General features: G+C 42.1%; 17 protein-coding genes and 2 pseudogenes. 6 read left to right on the forward strand and 13 right to left on the reverse strand.

The window, feature by feature from the left end:
- Window positions 1–107: 107 nt before the first annotated feature.
- The 6 genes from GZN30_RS16260 to GZN30_RS16285 form a co-directional block, all read right to left on the reverse strand.
- Window positions 108–1016 carry an ABC transporter permease gene (locus GZN30_RS16260; protein ID WP_075648324.1) on the reverse strand — a complete coding sequence of 303 codons (909 nt, stop codon included), beginning with the start codon at window positions 1014–1016 and terminating at the stop codon, window positions 108–110.
- A complete protein-coding gene (locus GZN30_RS16265; RefSeq protein WP_075648322.1) occupies window positions 1016–1981 on the reverse strand; it encodes an ABC transporter permease in 966 nt (321 codons plus the stop codon). The genes GZN30_RS16260 and GZN30_RS16265 overlap by 1 nt, the downstream gene beginning before the upstream one ends.
- 42 nt (window positions 1982–2023) lie before the next feature.
- Window positions 2024–2851 (reverse strand): ATP-binding cassette domain-containing protein, encoded by an 828-nt coding sequence (locus tag GZN30_RS16270; protein WP_075648320.1) that lies wholly within the window; start codon window positions 2849–2851, stop codon window positions 2024–2026.
- Entirely contained in the window at window positions 2851–3780 is a 930-nt protein-coding gene (locus tag GZN30_RS16275; protein WP_075648318.1) for an ABC transporter ATP-binding protein, read from the reverse strand. The genes GZN30_RS16270 and GZN30_RS16275 overlap by 1 nt, the downstream gene beginning before the upstream one ends.
- 15 nt (window positions 3781–3795) lie before the next feature.
- A complete protein-coding gene (locus GZN30_RS16280; RefSeq protein ID WP_075648317.1) occupies window positions 3796–5466 on the reverse strand; it encodes a peptide ABC transporter substrate-binding protein in 1671 nt (556 codons plus the stop codon).
- A gap of 1079 nt (window positions 5467–6545) precedes the next feature.
- The gene (locus GZN30_RS16285) at window positions 6546–8468 is read right to left on the reverse strand and encodes a hypothetical protein (protein WP_075648315.1); all 1923 of its coding nucleotides are present in this window, start codon (window positions 8466–8468) and stop codon (window positions 6546–6548) included.
- A gap of 799 nt (window positions 8469–9267) precedes the next feature.
- On the opposite strand from GZN30_RS16285, the gene GZN30_RS16290 reads away from it, so the two are divergent.
- Window positions 9268–9702 carry a GNAT family N-acetyltransferase gene (locus tag GZN30_RS16290; protein WP_075648313.1) on the forward strand — a complete coding sequence of 145 codons (435 nt, stop codon included), beginning with the start codon at window positions 9268–9270 and terminating at the stop codon, window positions 9700–9702.
- A gap of 89 nt (window positions 9703–9791) precedes the next feature.
- Here GZN30_RS16290 and brnQ read toward each other — a convergent pair whose 3' ends face one another.
- Window positions 9792–11096: a branched-chain amino acid transport system II carrier protein gene (gene brnQ, locus GZN30_RS16295; protein ID WP_075648311.1), complete on the reverse strand. Its 1305-nt coding sequence runs from the start codon at window positions 11094–11096 to the stop codon at window positions 9792–9794.
- Window positions 11097–11695: 599 nt separating this feature from the next.
- On the opposite strand from brnQ, the gene GZN30_RS16300 reads away from it, so the two are divergent.
- The 3 genes from GZN30_RS16300 (at window position 11696) to GZN30_RS16310 (ending at window position 13359) form a co-directional block, all read left to right on the forward strand.
- Window positions 11696–11956, forward strand: a complete 261-nt coding sequence (locus tag GZN30_RS16300; RefSeq protein ID WP_075648309.1) for a DUF5062 family protein — start codon at window positions 11696–11698, stop codon at window positions 11954–11956.
- Between the two features lie 209 nt (window positions 11957–12165).
- Entirely contained in the window at window positions 12166–12660 is a 495-nt protein-coding gene (locus GZN30_RS16305) for a YcxB family protein (protein ID WP_075648307.1), read from the forward strand.
- A 297-nt stretch (window positions 12661–12957) separates the two neighbouring features.
- Window positions 12958–13359 carry a hypothetical protein gene (locus GZN30_RS16310; RefSeq protein WP_139312200.1) on the forward strand — a complete coding sequence of 134 codons (402 nt, stop codon included), beginning with the start codon at window positions 12958–12960 and terminating at the stop codon, window positions 13357–13359.
- Between the two features lie 247 nt (window positions 13360–13606).
- Here GZN30_RS16310 and GZN30_RS16315 read toward each other — a convergent pair.
- From GZN30_RS16315 to GZN30_RS16325, 3 genes and pseudogenes are all read right to left on the reverse strand, one after another.
- Window positions 13607–13765 (reverse strand): annotated as a pseudogene (locus tag GZN30_RS16315) (IS110 family transposase); the annotation flags it as partial.
- A pseudogene (locus tag GZN30_RS16320) lies at window positions 13761–14030 on the reverse strand (type II toxin-antitoxin system RelE/ParE family toxin); the annotation flags it as partial. The pseudogenes GZN30_RS16320 and GZN30_RS16315, both read right to left, overlap by 5 nt.
- 5 nt (window positions 14031–14035) lie before the next feature.
- Window positions 14036–14320, reverse strand: coding sequence for a type II toxin-antitoxin system TacA family antitoxin (locus tag GZN30_RS16325; RefSeq protein ID WP_075648300.1), 285 nt, complete (start codon window positions 14318–14320; stop codon window positions 14036–14038).
- 217 nt (window positions 14321–14537) lie between these two features.
- On the opposite strand from GZN30_RS16325, the gene GZN30_RS16330 reads away from it, so the two are divergent.
- Together GZN30_RS16330 and GZN30_RS16335 are read left to right on the forward strand one after the other, a co-directional pair.
- Window positions 14538–15314, forward strand: a complete 777-nt coding sequence (locus GZN30_RS16330; protein WP_075648297.1) for an aminoglycoside phosphotransferase family protein — start codon at window positions 14538–14540, stop codon at window positions 15312–15314.
- A gap of 89 nt (window positions 15315–15403) precedes the next feature.
- Window positions 15404–15781 carry a VOC family protein gene (locus tag GZN30_RS16335; protein ID WP_075648295.1) on the forward strand — a complete coding sequence of 126 codons (378 nt, stop codon included), beginning with the start codon at window positions 15404–15406 and terminating at the stop codon, window positions 15779–15781.
- A gap of 145 nt (window positions 15782–15926) precedes the next feature.
- On the opposite strand, the gene GZN30_RS16340 is transcribed toward GZN30_RS16335, so the two are convergent.
- From GZN30_RS16340 to GZN30_RS16350, 3 genes are all read right to left on the reverse strand, one after another.
- Window positions 15927–16343, reverse strand: coding sequence for a hypothetical protein (locus GZN30_RS16340; RefSeq protein WP_139312198.1), 417 nt, complete (start codon window positions 16341–16343; stop codon window positions 15927–15929).
- Window positions 16303–16950 (reverse strand): winged helix-turn-helix domain-containing protein, encoded by a 648-nt coding sequence (locus tag GZN30_RS16345; RefSeq protein ID WP_075648291.1) that lies wholly within the window; start codon window positions 16948–16950, stop codon window positions 16303–16305. Before GZN30_RS16345 ends, GZN30_RS16340 begins: the two co-directional genes overlap by 41 nt.
- Window positions 16951–17216: 266 nt before the next feature.
- Window positions 17217–17897, reverse strand: coding sequence for a tRNA (adenine(22)-N(1))-methyltransferase (locus GZN30_RS16350; RefSeq protein ID WP_075652530.1), 681 nt, complete (start codon window positions 17895–17897; stop codon window positions 17217–17219).
- Window positions 17898–17955 lie beyond the last annotated feature (58 nt).

Raw genomic sequence — 17955 nt, forward strand, 5'->3', positions numbered from 1 at the left:
GCTCAATATGAGATGTAATTGGTTGATGATGATTGTTAGACAGGTAAACACAAAAATAGCAAAGCAGATTGACGAATTACTCCGCCAATCTGCTTATAACGCGGTGACTACGATTTAGGATCGATTGCTTCTTGCAAGCCATCACCGAGAAAGTTGATGGTTACTACAGTACATAGCACCATAATGCCCGGATATACGGCGGCCATTGGGTAAACCCAAAGAGCTTCACGTGCGTTTTGCAACATGTTACCCCATGATGGTGTTGGTGGATTAATACCAAAGCCTAAGAAGCTTAAAGCACTTTCGGTCAGAATCGCCACCCCGATGCCAAGAGTCGTTGCAGTAATAACCGGAGCAATTACATTTGGTACGATATGACGCATCATAATAAACCAATGGCTCGCACCGTAACCAATTGCTGCTTGTACGTATTCGCGATGTTTAACAGACAGTGTATTAGAGCGCACTAGACGAGCGGCAAATGGCCATCCTAGCAGTGACAAGACGACCACTAGGCGATAGATACTAAAGCTATCGCTGCGCACGAGCTCTTCAGAGAAACCCAGTTTAGTCATGTCGATACTTTGGATCAGGATCAGTAGCATGATGCCTGGTAAGCTGATGATGAAATCTGCAGCACGCATGATAAAGGCATCTACGCGCCCACCGTGATAACCTGCGATCACCCCCAGTGTGGTACCAATCACTGATGTGACGATTGCCGCCATAAAGGCAAACGTCAGTGATACCTGACCGCCAAGCAGTAGGCGAGTCAATATATCGCGACCTAATTCATCTGTGCCGAGTAAATGAAGATCACTGGGACCTTCATAGCGGCTAAATAAGTTATCTTCAAATGGGTCGACACCTAACCATTGACCGATAGTGCCAGCACCAAAACAAACTGCAGTAAGTAGAACGAGAAAGACCATGGAAACCATAGCCAGCTTGTGACGTGAAAGTCGCTGCGCCACTTGAATCCATGGGTTTTGACTACGTTTAACAATATAGCTCATTAGCGATTCCCCTTTGTTAAATCAATACGAGGGTCAACTTTCGAGTAGAGAATGTCGGCGATAAAGTTCATGATCAAAATGGCAAACGTTGCGACCATAAAGCACAGCATTGCCACGTTGTAGTCATTGTTGTTGATTGAATCGACCGTTAACTTACCAATCCCTGGCCAACTAAAAATAGTCTCAGTAAGAACCGCGCCACTCATCAGAGTTGCAACGTCCATCGCTAATACCGTGATCATTGGCAACATGCCGTTTTTAATACAGTGTTTGAAAAGTACTCGGCTAGAAGAGGCGCCTTTGGCTTTGGCTGTGCGGACAAAATCCTGTCTGAATACTTCCAACATACTTGAGCGCATAAAACGAGAGATAGAAGCGATACTCAACAATGTTAGGCTTAAAATTGGTAGTGCCATATATCTGAGTTTTTCCAGTCCTTGGACGCCTTCTGCTTCGCCTGTGCCACCGGCTGGGAATATTGGCAACATCACTGAGAAAACCATAATCAGCATCAGCGCAAGCCATGCCGCAGGTGTAGAAAGGAAGAAATAGGTAATACCGCTTATGATGTAATCCGTCGCTTTGTTTTGTTTCACGGCACAGATAATACCGATAGGCAAAGCAATAAAAATAGACAGTAAAGTGCCGCTACCAACGAGTAGCAAGGTGTTTTTCATTGCATCCCAAAGTACATCGATAGCGGGCATTTTGAACACACGCGAATCACCAAGGTTGCCTTGTAAAGCATCACCTAGCCAAATGAAGTAACGAACATACACAGGTTGGTCTAAGCCAAGCTCTGCTTTGAGACGTGCAATATCTTCTGAAGTGATATTTGGGTTACTTTGCGCAAGCAGATCAATAGGATCGCCAGGCATTAGCCCCATAAGGTTATACGCAGCAAAGGAAGCTAAAAATAGCACCAGCACCATTTGCAAAATACGTGAAATATAAAAGCTCTTCATAATACATCCGAGTTATTTAGTCTGCTTTTGTGGTTTGTCGAGTTATGCAGATTTACGTTGTACTTGATTACGGCGACGGGCATTGCCGATATCAGGTACTGCGTTTAGCAGCTCTTGACTGTATGGGTGTTTTGGTTGGGCGAAGAAAGCTTCCTTCGTCGCTTGTTCTACTAGTTCACCACTTTTCATCACCACAATGTCATGAGCGAGGTGGTAAACCACCGCCATATCATGGCTGATAAAGAAGAACGCAATACCGTGTTCTTGTTGTAGATCTTTAAATAAGTTCAGGATTTGAGATTGAACCGATACATCAAGTGCAGAAAGAGGTTCGTCAGCAATGATCAGTTCCGGTTTGAGCATTAAGGCGCGAGCAATCGCAATACGTTGTCTTTGACCACCGGAAAACTCATGCGGGTAACGTGTTAGCACATCTTCATGCATGCCAACCCATTCCAGTACTTCTAGTGCGCGAGCTCGTTGTGACTGTTTATCGCCTATACCATTGACCTTCATTGGTTCGATCAGAGAGTCAAGGATTGGCATACGTGGGTTTAATGCAGAATATGGGTCTTGAAATACCAGACCAATTTTTTGTCTGAGTGGACGTTGAGCTTTGCTGCTTAATCGAGAAACTTCTTGCCCAGAAATTAGAATATCACCCGAATCCGGAGTTTCGAGCATACTTACCATACGTCCAAGCGTGGACTTGCCGGAGCCTGATTCGCCAACCACTGCGAGCGTTTTACCGGCTTCCAGAGTCAGGGATACGTTTTTCGTCACGTGAAGCATTTGGCGCTCACGTCCAAAAATAGAACCGGGATCTAAAATGTAGTGTTTTTGCAGATTTTTTACTTCAAGCAAGGCCATTATGATACACCTCCAATGGTTGCTTTGCGCTTCTTAGCCACTTCCACATAGTGATCATACAGTTCAGGACAGCGGTCGCGGAACGTGTAGTTGTCACCACGCATGTCGAGTGGTGGAACACTACCGGGAATAGCTGGAAGACGGTCTACATTGACGCCAACTCGAGGAATGGTATCGAGTAAGGCTTGGGTATAAGGGTGTTGAGGGTTATCAAATATTTCGTTTACGTCTGCAAACTCAACAACTTGACCTGCATACATCACCATCACGCGATCAGAAATTTGTGAGACAACCCCGAGCGAGTGGCTAATAAACTGAATCGCTGTTCCGGTGGTCTCGCGTAACTCTTCAAGAAGGTCGAGAACTTGAGCTTGAACGGTTACATCGAGCGCCGTAGTCGGTTCATCGGCAATCAGTACTTTCGGCTTGCATGCCAGTGCCATGGCAATCATAACGCGTTGGCGCATGCCGCCTGAAAGCTCATGAGGGAAAGCGCGTGCGCGTTTTTCTGGAAAAGGAATATGCACTTGTTTCAACATTTCAATGGCACGATTCATCGCTTCTGCTTTGGATACGTTTTCATGAATGATGAACATTTCGGCAACTTGTTCGCCGATAGTAATTACCGGATTTAAGGCGGTCATTGGCTCTTGGAAGATCATGCCAATGCCTTCGCCACGGATTTTTTGGTAACGCTTTTCAGACATCCCAACTAGGTTTTCACCTTGAAACAGGATTTCACCTGATAGTTTGAGCTTTTTATCCAGTAGCCCCATAACTGAGAGAGAGGTGAGTGATTTACCACAACCTGATTCACCAACAATGCCGAGTATTTCTCCCGACTTAATCTGATAGTTGACATCCTTTACTGCAAAGTGTGGCCCTACGGCCACACTCATATTGCGGACGTCTAAAATGATTTCACTCATAGACTTCCCAATGACTTAGTTACTACGTGTCCAGTTCTCTACCCAGAAGCTTGAGTAATTCTGGTGACCAGTTGGCTCAACGCCTTTAAGCCATTTAGGTAGAATGTAGCTATCCGCGCGGTAGTAGAGTGGGATGGCTGGCAGTTGGGTTGCGTAATGGTTTTGGTATTGCTTCCAAAGCGCCATACGTTTTTCAACGTTTAGTTCTGCTTCGATTTGGTCGATCAGCTTATCCATTTCTGGGTTTGAGTAACCACCAAAGTTTTGACCCGCCCAGTTATTTGCTTCAGTAGGAATGAATTCTGAGTGCATCATTGTACGTGGTGTGTTTTCAGGAGCAGAACTCCAGGCAAACATGGCCAAACCTTTGTGCTGACGCTGAGTTAGAGTGGTACCGAAGTAAACACGCGCAGTTTGGTTGTTAATAACTGCTTTGATACCGACTTTTTTCCACTGACCTTGAGCGAACTGTTGTACAAGCTCACGCGTCTTGTTGCCAGAAGTGGTCATGAACTCGAGTTCCAGTGGTTTGCCGTTCTTCATTTGAACGCCATTCACTAGCTCGTAACCTGCCTCTTTTAGCAGTGCTTTCGCTTTTTCTGGGTTGTAACCATAGAAAGGCGTTTCTTTAGAGAATGATGCATCGAGTGGGCTCACGTTAGAAGAAGCGACTTGTTGCTGACCTTCAAATAGTTTCTCAGTGATCAGCTCGCGATCCAATCCATACAGTAGAGCTTGACGGACGCGCACGTCTTTCAGATGTTCGTTTTCTAGTTGCAGATCTAGGTGCTCGTATAGAGAAGCCGGACGAATGTCGACTACGTATTTGTCACCAAACTTTTTCTTAAACTGCAGAGCTTGGTCCAGTGTGAGACCGAGTTCTCCTGGGATGTAGTCGATATCGCCTGATAGAAGGTTTGCTTGCAGTGCTTGCGTATCAGAAATGATTTTCAGCGTGATATCTTTAAATTCAGGTTGTTTACCTTTCCAATGTTCGCTTGCTTCAAGTCTAACAAATTGACCTTGTTTGAGCTGAGCAATAGTGAAAGGACCATTGTACAGACCAGGGTTATCAGCCTCAGTTACGTACTTAGTTTTTAGGTGGTACTCTTTCGGGTTGGCATCGAAAATTGCTTTTTCAATATGCGTAGGTAGCGCATTCGGGATGTAATCTGCGTTGTATTTGTATGAAACGCTATCGACGAACACTTCGACAGTGTGATCATCAATCACGTTTAGTTTTTCAATTTTTTGCAAAGTAGCCAGCTGAGCGTTGCCTTGAACTTGGTCTGATGTCGCGACTTCGTGCCAGAAAGCCACATCTTTAGCCGTTAACGGTGTACCATCACCCCAGAAAAGGTCTTTCTTTAGCGAGATGGTCATCTTCACACCTTGCTTACTTTCACCCTCTTTGGCATCTGGACGATCAATGATTTCTGCTAGACCGTTCTCGAACGTCGGTACTTCTTCACATAAGAAACACTCAAGTTTCCAATCTGGGTTGTAGCCAAGTGTATCGCGGTAAGTAAAGCCGTGTGTGTAGGTTTTGGCCACCATGCTATCAATAACAGGGTGAAGCGTAGATGGGTATTGTGAGATACCGATAGTAAGCTTATCTTCCGCTGCAACGGATGCACCACTAAATAAAGCCGCAGCGGTTGCAAGTGTGACTAGTTTTAATTTCATTCGTTTTGATCTCCTTATCATTATTAATGATTAACAACGTTAGTAGGGTCGTAGGATAAAAATTAACTCCCTTAAGCTACGCCCAAAAACAACCATTTTAGAGTCTCATTATCTGCTCATTAATTGATGAGCGAAAATTCTGCCGTTTAGCCTGATGACAAGGTTAATATTCTTCATTATGTCAATAGTCGGCAGTCTAATGGCGTAATGCTAACAATTTTTAGTTGGCTAACCAAGGTAAGGCGTGTGAATTTATGTTAATGATTTATTTGACAAAAATGAATTTAAGTTAATATTTGCTTAAACTTAAAGGGTCGCTCGCACTACTAATGAAAATCATACAAATGACAATTATTGTTTATATGATTTGTGTCGCAAAGTGGTTTTCATGGTGTGGATATATGTGATTTATAAATAATCTTTCGATTAGTGAGTAATTGCAGGGATATATTTTGTGAATAACGATTGCATTTTCAATGTCATGGTTGATGATTCTAAATGTCTTATTTTTGCTAATGATGGATGGTTTGGGTTATAACTCATATTTGCTCGTGACGTGCTTCTAAAATATCCTTATCTTTTATCGAATTATGGTGAAAAAGATAAGGGCATTACTAAATTAAAGTAAAAAATATTCCCTTACTTTAATTGATGTTTTAGTGCTTTTTTCCCAGAAGGGCTGAGATATTAAATAAATATCTCAGTGGATTGCGCCAGACGGACTGAAGTAATCAAACATGTATGTGACTTCAGAAGCAATATTGATAGCTTTGCTTACCCAAGCTGTGGTGATTATTAAATGTCATATGTGTTTACATCGAGCCGTAGGTGGCAAGTAACCCTATAGGAAGCAATAGAATCCACTGTGGTAGTGTAAAAAAGACACGAAGTTTAAAGAAGTACCAGCCAACACTGATGAAAACTAAAGTAAATAAGAGATAAAGCAGACCAAGGAGTAGTGTGGTCGTATAGAGTTGGCTGAAGCCAAACCAACCTGTGTATGTAAGAATTAAGGAGTTAAAAAGCAGAGTGGTTGAAACTAATTGCCCCACAACTTTGCGGAGCGGGGCAATTAAGGGTTACTGTTGCGTGTTATAAATTGGCTTCAAAACATAATTAAGGTCATTGTAGTTCTCATAAACAACGACGGAATTACCGTTTGAGTCAATTGGTAATGAGTGGTACCAATCAGAATCTGAACCATCTCCGAGTCCCAAATTACTTAAATTGAAGGTAGAGGAGACAGCACTTCTGGTGTCGAAGTGATAGTTAAATATCACATTATGAAGTAGACCTGTTACACCATCTGGCGTTGAAAATGCGATTAAGTCATCAAACAAAAAATCGTGCCTATCAATCTTCCAAGTTTGGGTATCCATGGTAACCTCCTCGGTTTCTAGGTCGAGGATAATGAAGGCGAGTCCTAAGTATAATTCGCCATTAAAGCTGTCTCTATAACTTACGACTGTCGTTACGTTATTGTAATTGCTGTTGTAGTAAGTTTTAACGACTTCACGCACATCGCTCCTGTCTACAAAGGTTCCGTTTAGGGCTGGGATTGGAAGGTGACCCGAGCCAACACTAACGCCACCTATTGTATAAGCGAAGCCTGTATTGTATTGGTTAACTCTGACTATCTTACTCCAGTCTTGACAATACATTCTCGATAATGGGTGTGTGTGGCATTTTCTCGAAGAAAGAGTTTCAGACGAGATTTGTGTCATTTCTGACAAGTCATCACTGACTAGATAGTATTGTTCCCCAAAGTGACTATCAAGCAAGGTAATATACAAGTTGCCATCAGCGTCGATAGAAACAGATCCTCCATCGGGATCGCCCCAAGCGAAATCTGGGTCTCTAAATGGATAAGATTTCCATGTTCCATCCGTTTCCATTATTTGTATAAAGACCGTGCCCGATATCGTCTCCGCACGAATGAAGGTATTTTTGTAAGGTTCGTAAGTGGTTGCATCATTTAGCGTGTCAGGAAAACGCTCAAAATTAACAACACTAACGAGTTGTTTGGGTGGCTTCTCTTCACCAAGTGCATCTATTTTAAAAATGATAGGCTTGGATTTGTCTTTACCATCATCAGCGTTAATGAAGACAGTGTAATTACCTTTTTCAGGCACTCCTGAAAGGATACCATTTGAAATTGTAAGACCTTCAACCATTGGGGTGATATCGAATGTTAACGAGTCACCATCTCTATCCGAAAATAAGATGTTCAAGTCAATGTCTGTGATTGGTTCACCGTCATAAGTAATGCTAACATCCTGGATTGTGCCTTCTACTTTTGGTCTAAAATTTTGATTAAAGTTGAAGCCATTATTATTTTTGTCAAAATTCAGGGAGTACTCCTCGAGGTCTTCTGTATCTATGTTACTTATGGCGTTTCCTACAGAGGAAAGAGTATTCAATATCAGGTTTGTCTCCGATGGGTGATCGCGAAGCATGTCGTTAATAACCTGGGATATTGACTTGAACTGTTTGTTGGTTACATTTTCACTTTTAGTCCAGTCGGTTGAGCTGATTTTTTTGAGCTCATCAGGTGTCCCCAAACTTGGAAGTTTTTCGAAGACTTTAGTGTAAGGGTCTTCGTCATCGAATGTTGCGGCGAGTGTAGACCATGGTGAGAGTACGGTTTCACCATGAGCAGCTACGTATGTTTGTCCAGTCGACGCAAGACCGCGGTCTTTATCAATAGACACTCCCGCGCGAATGATTGCAATTATATCAATGTCGTTAAGTTTTGATTTTTCGAATGTCGCGATCCCATTTGCGTTTGTGAGCGCGGTTTCTTCATCTGGGTCACATTGACCGTTTTTATTCGAGTCGAGACATACTGTCGCCTTTTCCCAGACTCCATCAATAACCATTACCGAAGCAGTATCGGGGGATGACGCATTTGAAGAGTCAGATGATCCGTCCCCTCCTCCTCCGCAGCCAGCTAAAGAGAGAAGGATTAGTGAAGAAAGCGTAGTACGTTTGTTTATGTTCATTTTCTCGATCCCTATCCAATTGAGTAGGGATAGATTTAAACAAACGTCTTACACAAAACCAACTCTACTATATAAATAACCATGATTTTTGATCTGTTTTAGAATATCCATCAATATGGATATGTAATTTGTAAAAATGTTATTTTCATTATTGTATACAACGGGTATAAATGTGCGATCTATATAATCGAAAGTTAATTTTGGTTTTGCTGAGTGCATGAAAGTTCGTGTTATTGTAAGTGTGAAAGTGGTGGGTGGGTATTCCCATGTTAAATGGAAAACTTCTCCTTTATAGTGTTGAATGCTGTTTTATTATAATGTTTTTAAATGGAATTAACCCTTTGTAATAATTGAAACTGGTTCTTGAACTGGCATGATTTCATATTCAACCTTTTTCTTGCGCGCTCTTTAGATGTTTATTTGTATTGGTGTATAAATCTTGACTTGAGGAAGGGTTTCACTGGGTCCACCTGACCAGCAAATACATGTACTAATGTGGTAAATAGGCCAAGTATGCCTGCGCTCAATATCCAGATATTCATATTGCATCCATTTTGCTGGGAGGTGTTTTTATTACCTTAAGTTATTCAGTGCTATGGTTAGTATCAATGGTGGCGCGATACATAAATGTTGTGTGATAAAACTGGAGGCACATCGCATCTGTGGTTCTGACATCGTTAGATTTATTTGTAACGAGAGCCTTGCTAGAATGCGCCCGACATGTCACTGAACTGATTATCCAGATAGTTTATTGGACAGTTTGATGATGCTAAACAACCCTACTAATTACTCTCAATAAATGACAATTACCTATCGCTTAATTCAAAAACATGAATTTGCCATGATGGCGCAAGTAGAGCAGCAGTGCTTTGGCGCTCACGCGTTACCCGATTTCTTTTTCCGCCAAGCGTATGATTGTTGGTCAAAAGGTTGCTTTGCCGCTTTTAAAGAGGATCAAATGCAAGCGTTTTTGATTCTGGCGCAAAGCGAAACGGCTGAGATTGGTTGGATTCTTTCTGTGGCCGTTGCCCCTGAAGCGCAAGGTCAAGGCATTGGGCGTAACTTACTTTCTCGTCTGCTTGAGCAGAAGCGCTATCAACGCGTGCGATTGACGGTTGACCCTGAAAACCCAGCGGCACTGCGTTTATACCAATCGTTGGGTTTTAGTAAAATTGCAGAAGAGGCGGATTATTTTGGTCCTAACCAAGCGCGCTGGGTGATGGAGTATCAATAGTTGAAGGATACCAACCAGAATCAGTATTTTACCTATTCCAATTGGTATTCGGTTCAAGCTCGACTTCAGGTATAGCGAGCGCTCAGTACTTAATCCGTTGTCATCGTTACTGGTTGTTCTGCTTGCTTATGGGTAACGATACCCAAAACAACCATGGCGACAGTTGGCACAATCCAGCTGGCAAAGTAGTGGTATAGCGGCATATTGCTCTCTAACCATTGGCTTGCCGCTTCTGGCATGTAACCGAGAATGTGTAACGCATCAACACAGCCAAAACTCAGCGCGGTAAACGCGGTTACGACCACCATAACTTGCGGCAACTTATAGCGCACAGGTGCCATGATCATTAGTGCAATCGCTACTGGGTGAAGCGCCACAACCGCTGGCAATGTAATAGCAAGTAACTGCTCTAAACCGACGTTGGCAATCAAACCAGCCAGTACCATTGTCGTTACTACGCAGCCTTTGTAGTTCACTCTGCTAAAGGTGTTGTCATAGAACTCACTGCCAGCGGTCGTGACGCCAATTGCCGTGGTCAAACACGCTAAGATCATCACAGCCCCAAGCAATAGCGAGCCAAACGCGCCGAAGTGATTAAAAGTGAACGCAGTTAGGATATCGCCACCGTTACTAAAATTAGACCCTAGGTATGAGCTGGTTGAGCCAATGTAAGCCAGCGAAATATAGACAAATGCCATCGCGACGGCGTACATCAATGCCGCAATCAATGTGTACTTTGCCGTAGCTTTCGGGCAATTTACCCCCATGCTGCGAATTGCGCGAAAGATGATCCAACCAAAACCGATAGAACCTAATGCATCCATCGTCATGTAGCCTTGTGTCAAACCTTCTGCAAAGGCACCAGATACGTATGGACCCGTTGCGGTGGTGAGCTCGCCTGCTGGGTAAACCAAAGCCGTGACAGACATTACCACCAAGATAGCCATTAATGCTGGAGTTAAAATTTTACCTAGGTTGTCGATTAACTTACCGGGATACAGGGCAAATAGAATGGTGCCAACACAGAAAACCAGCGTGAAAGGGATCAAAGCGGCATCACCAAACATCGGCGCAAAGCTAAATTGGTAAGCGACGGTAATCGCACGTGGGATCACGAACGCAGGACCAATCACGATAAAGACCATCACCCAAAAACTGGTCGCCAAAGGCTTAGGAAGGGCGGCGGTTAATTTGTCTGAGCCGTTGACAATAGCCACCATTACTAGTGCCATCGCAGGCAGACCTACGCCAGTTAAGAGGAAACCAGACATTCCGCTAAGAAAGTTCTCACCTGCTTGGTAGCCCAAAAATGGAGGGAAGATCAGGTTGCCTGCGCCTAAATACATGGCGAAAGTCATAAAGCCCAAAGCGGCGATATTGCGTGCGCTTAACATTGTTATTCCTCTTATGTTTCGCTTGAAAGAAACTGAAAGGAATAGGAAATGTATGTGGCAATCCCGTCAGCTTCTTTTCAAGCTGACAGAAAGTTTAGATGTAGCCTGTCAGCCCTGAATCAGTTTCAGAGAGAGCAGGAGGATCGCAGCAGCAACGCCAGATGGGCGTTTTAAAGCGAATTGTGATTGCGCAGTTGCTGACATGAGTCGTGATCCTTAATGATAAAAAAACACCAAGCAATACTTTTGCCTTGGCGTGCTTTTACCCTAACTAACATAAGCCTATTGGCACAACCCCGAGGTGGAAAATAAGTCAAAATGAACAATCATTGTTTTTTGGTGTGGTTATTTGTACTGCTTTTTGATTACTTTGTTGGTGTAAATGACTTTTCATTTTGTTAACAATACGGTTATTGACGTATTTTTAGCCTGATTTTCAAAATAAAATATCTCTCTTTCTTGCATGCGAAACCAATCCAATACTATAAACGCAGACAGACACCATATTCAGGCGACCTTCTCAATATGAGAGCTTACTAACACGCAGGGCTTAGTACTTAAGGTATTCTTAATTTAAGTGAAGGAAGAGGATTCTATTAATGTCAAAAAGCTCCAAGCTTCATAATGAAGACAAATTGGTTAAGAAGGCACTTGAGATCGGCGGGAAGATGGCAAAGATGCAAGGCTTTGATCTGCCTCAGTCGCCACAGCCATTAAGAGTAAAAGCGATTTATCTGTTCTTGGTTGACGCCAAACAAATCACCCCATTACCTGAAAGCAAACTTGATGGAGCGAATATCAAACACAGACTGGCAGTTTGGATTCACAGCGCGTTACCGGATAACGATCCTTTGAAGTAGACATTCTGATTCTATGATCAGTGAGCGCAAGGCGAACCGAATGGCTCGCCTTGTTTGATCTTGATAGCAGCCTTTGAGGCATTAGGTATCATTGATTTACAAAACAGAGCCGAAATTGTTAATGATATGCCGAGAGAAGCGATACAATGTTGGTGTTGCCAGAGCGCAACATGGAATACTCATTCACAGCAACGTTAAAGTAACCTCACATGTCTAAAGATTTCGATTTCACTACAGAATACACACTCGACAAGCCTTTCTTTGCAGAGTGTTATGATCAAACGAGCCAGCCAGTTAAGTTCCCAAAAGCGTATTTGAAAGGGATACTCTTTCTAATTTTTGGTGTGGTTTTACTTGAGTTTGAGCTATTACCAAATGGTTATGTCGGTTGGTTCTTTATCGTGTTGAGTGTGATTGAAGCCTTCAGTGTGTACTGTAAAAGAACTTGGTGGCTATGGCGACAAACCATTAGCTCAAGCCGTGGCAACAAAGTGACGCTTCAAATCAACACTGATGGTGTGCGTTATAAAAGCGGCAAAATTGACCGTCAACTCGCTTGGCGTGAAATCGACCAACTAGAACAGAGCGAGCTAGGTTTAATTCTTCATCTGGGCAAACAGCGCCAATATGTGAGTAAATCTTGCCTAAACGAACAGGTGGTCGCGTTTATGGTTGAGCAGCATGCAGCGGCAAAATCGAATTAACGTTATTAGTACATGCTCGTAAGCGAGTTTCAGCAAACAGAGGCGAATCGATGGGTTCGCCTTTGTTGATCTTGGGTTTGATTTCGGCTTTGGATTGTTGCTGAACCCTATGTATGATTCTATATTTTTGCACCGTTCATCTAAATGTTGGCTTTAGCTCTCGGTTTATAAAAGAAAAGTTCCGATAAAATTAGCATGATTAAGGACTTAGATAGAAAGATCCTGTATTTAAATATAGAATTTTTCGGTCTAAGAACTGTTAGGCTTCGAGGGCATATCATAGGTATGAGAATGAAGATGGATTACAAAAAGAATATACAATTGGCACTTACTCTTGGTTTTGAAGAGAAGTTTGATGAAAATGCCTATAATGGAAAATTCTATGTTAAAGATGGTCAAATCTGGATCCACGATATAGAGGCATTGAAGCGCAAGTTAAAAATTGATAGTGATAATGAGCTTCGAGAGCTAAATTATGACGTTGATAGCTACTATAAGTATGTTGGCTTTACTAATGCGATGGTTGATAGAGAAATTGCCCATATAAAAACTTTGATTGACAGCAATGACTCTGTCTTATCTGGACGTTTCGATCTATTGGATGACACTGATGTATTACATGGTATGGCAAGTTTGTCTGATGAGGGATTTGACGAGGAAATCCTCTTAGATTATGCGCATCAAATCTCAAAGGATTGAAGTCGCTTTTGAGCGTAAAAATACAGCTGTTGGTTAAAAGCCTAACACATATGAGCCTTCTGCCTGTCAATAGGCAATAACATCCTGTTGGCTGCGTAAGCAGCCAATGCTCTTCGAACAACAAAGTTATTTACTTCGCTTTGTCAGTTTGGTCATTAAGCATTGCTTACGGCAAACACATATTGAGGATCTCTTATCGCGGTCTCGCCGCTAGTGGGCATCATACTAAGTTTGCGTAATGTTCTCACCAACAATGTGCACCACCACACGATTCGATACCTATTCGCATAGGAGGTGTATTTGCTATTGTAGTCAGAATTTTAGAGCAAGTGATTGATTTATTGAGTAAAACTTTGCCATGCTGGTCCACGGCATGAATGCTGAAGTGTTTTTTTGCTAAATCAATTCGTAGGGAATTTTTGCTTTTGGTGGAGTACACGCATAACACGGATGATATCGCCCTCGACCCAGTAAGAGACAATCATTGAAATCTCAGGAATAATGACTAATCGTCCGCGGATGCGATCTTGTTGTACACCAATTAAAGGTTGTTCAAGCAAGTTTTCTACTTTTGCTTCAATGAGGTTGTCAGCTTTTTCTGCCGCATCAGGGTTGAAGTCATAGAGAAACTCGAAGATCTTTTCACGATCATTAAGTGACTCTTCTTCCCATTAAATCATTGCTTACCTTGATTACGGATTCTGGCTTTGCGCTCTTCCATTAGAGATTTAGCAATGTCGTGCTCAACGAAATTGGATTTTGCTGAGTCAAACTTCTCAAATGCTAGGTTTACTTGTTCAGTTAGCCATGCATCGTGAGATAATGTTTTTCTTTGTTGTTCAGCGAGTTGCTCAGTAAGCTCACGGCATGCGTCACTTAGAGTCCGACCTTGGCTCTCAGCCATTTGTTGAGCTAGGCGTTTTGTTTCTTCATCAACACGAAATTGAATTCTAGTGTCCATGATGTATTCCTTTATTGGTGTGTGTACAAATGTTAGCGCTAGGCTTTGAGATGGGCAACTAACACATATAAGCCTTCAGCCTGTCAGTTGGCAATCAATCCTACTTAAACGAGAAATATCAGACAGGGTACTTTCTGTATAAATGTGCTCCACTGAATGGTGATCTTTTCTCGGGAGTTGAAAGCTAGATTATTCGTTAGTGGTGCAAGGAGGAACAGTGGAAGAATTAAAAGGTGGAAGAGAATCAGCGATATATCGAGATGGTGAAGTGGTATATCGACCTCTTCAGCCATGGAGCTCTACCATTCATCTTGTTTTAGAGCATCTTGAGCAAACTGGTGTTAATGAAAGTCCAAAATTTCTTGGTGTCAATCAAGACCAAGAAATCCTAAGTTTTGTCGCAGGTAATACCTATAATTATCCTTTGGCTGGCGCAATCGCAACACATGATGCACTCATTTCGGCGGGTAAATTATTACGTAAAATACATGACTCAACGGCTGCATTCTTAGCAAAAATTGATATTAATGCATACCAATGGATGTTAGAGCCGAGAGAGCCCTACGAAGTTATATGCCATGGTGATTTTACCCCATATAATGTCGCGTTATCAGAGAATAGAGTGAGTGGTGTGTTTGACTTCGATACCGCTCATCCAGCACCAAGAATATGGGATTTAGCCTATTCGGTATATTGCTGGGTTCCGTTCAAAACAGACAACAACGACAGACTCGGCACAACCGCAGAGCAGCTAGCTAGGGCGAAGTTGTTCTGTGACAGCTACGGTGCGACTGAATCAGAAAGAGAGCAACTAGCTGATGCAATGGTTCAACGACTGCAGGCTTTAGTCTCTTTTATGTGCCGTGAAGCTGAAAAGGGTAATGAATCCTTTGCTGAAAATATAGAGCAAGGTCATCTTCAAGCATATCTAAACGACATAGAATATATCACTGAAAATAAGCAAAAAATTCAGCTCGTGCTAAGTAATGGATAAGCAATTCAAGTAGGTTCGTAAAGTTTCAAGTTCTTCAAAGGAAAGAGGTATTCAGCTATTCTCTTTCCAAACAATAGCTAGGTTTAAATATGATTGATCACGTTACTATTCCCGTTAGCGATTTAGAGCGCAGCCGAAAGTTTTACGAACAAGCTTTTCGTCCATTGGGGTATTCAATTGCGTTTGGCGAAGAGGGCAAGTTTTGGGCTTTTGACCTTGGAAAGGGCTTCCTATTTGAGATTTGCAGTGCTAATACGACGGGGGTTTTAAGCAGTTTTCACATTGCCTTTCGTGCGGCGAGTCAACAAAAGGTCCGAGATTTTTACGACGCCGCTATTTTAGCAGGAGCACAAGATAATGGTGCGCCGGGTCCAAGACCTCAATATACCGAAAACTATTATGCTTGCTTTGTTCATGACCCAGATGGTCATAATATTGAAGCTGTTTTTGATACATGGAAATCTTGATGTTGTTGCAGATCAAGAAGACTGGTAATTAGTCCAAAGAGTAAGCGAATAAAAAGTGCCTCGCGTCCAAGTTTCTAGTGTGAAACCATTGGCTTTCAGTAACAAGGAGGCAGCTTCTTAGCGTTGGCTAAGAAGCTCTTCAGCTTTAGTTGTACAAACACAAGAGTGATGTATTGTTAATGATCTGTCGATGAGGGCTGCGGAATACAATTACGCACTGATCATCAATGCCAAAATATTGGTGGTAGCCAGTTTTTATCGGCATTTCTTCATTGTGGAGAACGACTTTGCCACGTCCAAGCAATGTGAAGTCGTAGTTATAGTCTTGGCTTTTTCCGTATTGGTTAATCGACTCAGGCACATAGCGTGTCGTGCGTACCATCATATTATTGTGGAACTGCTCTGTATGAGCAAGCACGGTTTGGGTGTCAGAGATATAGTTGCCAACCCAATAGCTTTTTTGCTGTTCGGTTATCATCAGAATGATTGCATTTAATACCAATGCAATAACAACAAACATTCTAAATTTGTCTGCAGTCCATTGTTTGGCTGTCTTTTTCATACTTACACTCCCCGTCGTCAAGTTTGATTGTTGTCGCGCCACCTTCTGTATTCACTTTTAACAATGGATAGGGGGCCCAAAAACGCGTGTTTATAAAATCACGCTTTGACGTGTAGGCATCATAAAAGTTCAAAAGGTTAAAGCTGGTTATAACTACCATCAAAACAACAATAATGAGTTTAACTAGTGTTTTAAAGTTAGTACCAGAGCGTTCACTTGGTGGTAAACTCTCTTTAATCTCTTTCTGGTTTTCTAATTCTGGCGTTTTTGGAGCGTTGACTTGGACGTCAATCGTATATCCAACATTTAGAATGTTTTTTAAGATCGTTTTCTCGGTATCGCCGATCGTTTTTCTTGTCCGATTAATCAACTGAGGTAAACTCTCAGGAGAAATGTACTCATTGCCCCAAACTTGTTTAACGATCTCTGTATGTGTAAGGGGATTTGGGCATGCATTCACAAGGCAAGACAAGAGTGCGATTTGCTTGTTAGTGAGTCTAACTGAGCCTTGTTCTTCGGTAGCATCGTTAGAAGAAAGTGGCTGTAAATGGTGAGTCGTCCTGTCCCAAATATAATTCCCTAATACTAAAGAGTTATTATTGTTCATAACCAACTAATTTTGTGTATAAGGTGAATCGGGGGGCGGATTATAAGAGGATTAGATAGGGAAATCAATTATTCTAGAATTGCGATTGTTATCACGTATCTAGAAGTTTCACCTCGTATTCATTAGATTAATAAGTTCATTAATAATTAATCACATATTGTTTTTCTATGAGGATTGAAGGTCTTTAATCGAACTTGTCACCCCTCAAATATAAATATAATCAATACCGCTTGAGAAAGCCGGCGAAAAGCTAAGTTTTATGTTATTCAACCCCAAATTTTGATCGCTTGATACGCATCAACAATGTGATCAACATTTTTCTTTTTGCCTTGTTGAATTTTTTTGTAGTGCATCAGCGTTTTATCTAGGTACTCTTTCGCAATCTCAACACCTTCTGCGCTTGTCGTTTGCCAAAATTTTTCTCCAACCGTGTTAATTAAAGTTGGCTGTGAATGGCAATTCGCTACATGAATAATCTCATAAAATCGACCATTGTCTTTCACTAACGCTTCATCAACGAATCCCTGCTGCAAAGAACGGAACGTTTCTCTTAGAGCGAACTGATGGTGCACAGGGCAAACAATAAATTCGATGTCTAAGTTAGGGTGCTGCTTTAGGATCGCGTTGACGAACAGACTGATGAGATCGCCCCCAACACCAGCAATGATGACTAGATGTTTGCCATGATAATGAGCAAAAGGGATCGCAGCGGTATCTAAGCAGTGAACTTGCCAATGGGATTGCGTCTTAGAATCAAACTTTTGCAGTTTTGCTTCCACACCAGAGATAAGTTCAGGAACAATATCAACAAAATGAATATAAGGTGCAGCTTGCCTTTCAAGCAAAGCAATGCCGAGTAAGCCATGGTCACAGCAGCAATCCCAAATATGGTCATAGCCATTACCTACCATTTGCTCGATTTGTTTCAGTCTTTTACTTAGTTTCAATTGTCGTCTGCCAGAGGAAAAAAACGGCGCATTGTATACCTTCACTTGGTTTATCCCA

The organism is Vibrio ponticus (genome assembly GCF_009938225.1).
Classification (GTDB): domain Bacteria; phylum Pseudomonadota; class Gammaproteobacteria; order Enterobacterales; family Vibrionaceae; genus Vibrio; species Vibrio ponticus.

Coding starts and splice junctions, on each gene's coding strand:
- GZN30_RS16260 (WP_075648324.1), bottom strand. CDS start 1,016: ATGAGCTATATTGTTAAACGTAGTCAAAACCCATGGATTCAAGTGGCG.
- GZN30_RS16265 (WP_075648322.1), bottom strand. CDS start 1,981: ATGAAGAGCTTTTATATTTCACGTATTTTGCAAATGGTGCTGGTGCTA.
- GZN30_RS16270 (WP_075648320.1), bottom strand. CDS start 2,851: ATGGCCTTGCTTGAAGTAAAAAATCTGCAAAAACACTACATTTTAGAT.
- GZN30_RS16275 (WP_075648318.1), bottom strand. CDS start 3,780: ATGAGTGAAATCATTTTAGACGTCCGCAATATGAGTGTGGCCGTAGGG.
- GZN30_RS16280 (WP_075648317.1), bottom strand. CDS start 5,466: ATGAAATTAAAACTAGTCACACTTGCAACCGCTGCGGCTTTATTTAGT.
- GZN30_RS16285 (WP_075648315.1), bottom strand. CDS start 8,468: ATGAACATAAACAAACGTACTACGCTTTCTTCACTAATCCTTCTCTCT.
- GZN30_RS16290 (WP_075648313.1), top strand. CDS start 9,268: ATGACAATTACCTATCGCTTAATTCAAAAACATGAATTTGCCATGATG.
- brnQ (WP_075648311.1), bottom strand. CDS start 11,096: ATGTTAAGCGCACGCAATATCGCCGCTTTGGGCTTTATGACTTTCGCC.
- GZN30_RS16300 (WP_075648309.1), top strand. CDS start 11,696: ATGTCAAAAAGCTCCAAGCTTCATAATGAAGACAAATTGGTTAAGAAG.
- GZN30_RS16305 (WP_075648307.1), top strand. CDS start 12,166: ATGTCTAAAGATTTCGATTTCACTACAGAATACACACTCGACAAGCCT.
- GZN30_RS16310 (WP_139312200.1), top strand. CDS start 12,958: ATGGATTACAAAAAGAATATACAATTGGCACTTACTCTTGGTTTTGAA.
- GZN30_RS16325 (WP_075648300.1), bottom strand. CDS start 14,320: ATGGACACTAGAATTCAATTTCGTGTTGATGAAGAAACAAAACGCCTA.
- GZN30_RS16335 (WP_075648295.1), top strand. CDS start 15,404: ATGATTGATCACGTTACTATTCCCGTTAGCGATTTAGAGCGCAGCCGA.
- GZN30_RS16340 (WP_139312198.1), bottom strand. CDS start 16,343: ATGAAAAAGACAGCCAAACAATGGACTGCAGACAAATTTAGAATGTTT.
- GZN30_RS16345 (WP_075648291.1), bottom strand. CDS start 16,950: ATGAACAATAATAACTCTTTAGTATTAGGGAATTATATTTGGGACAGG.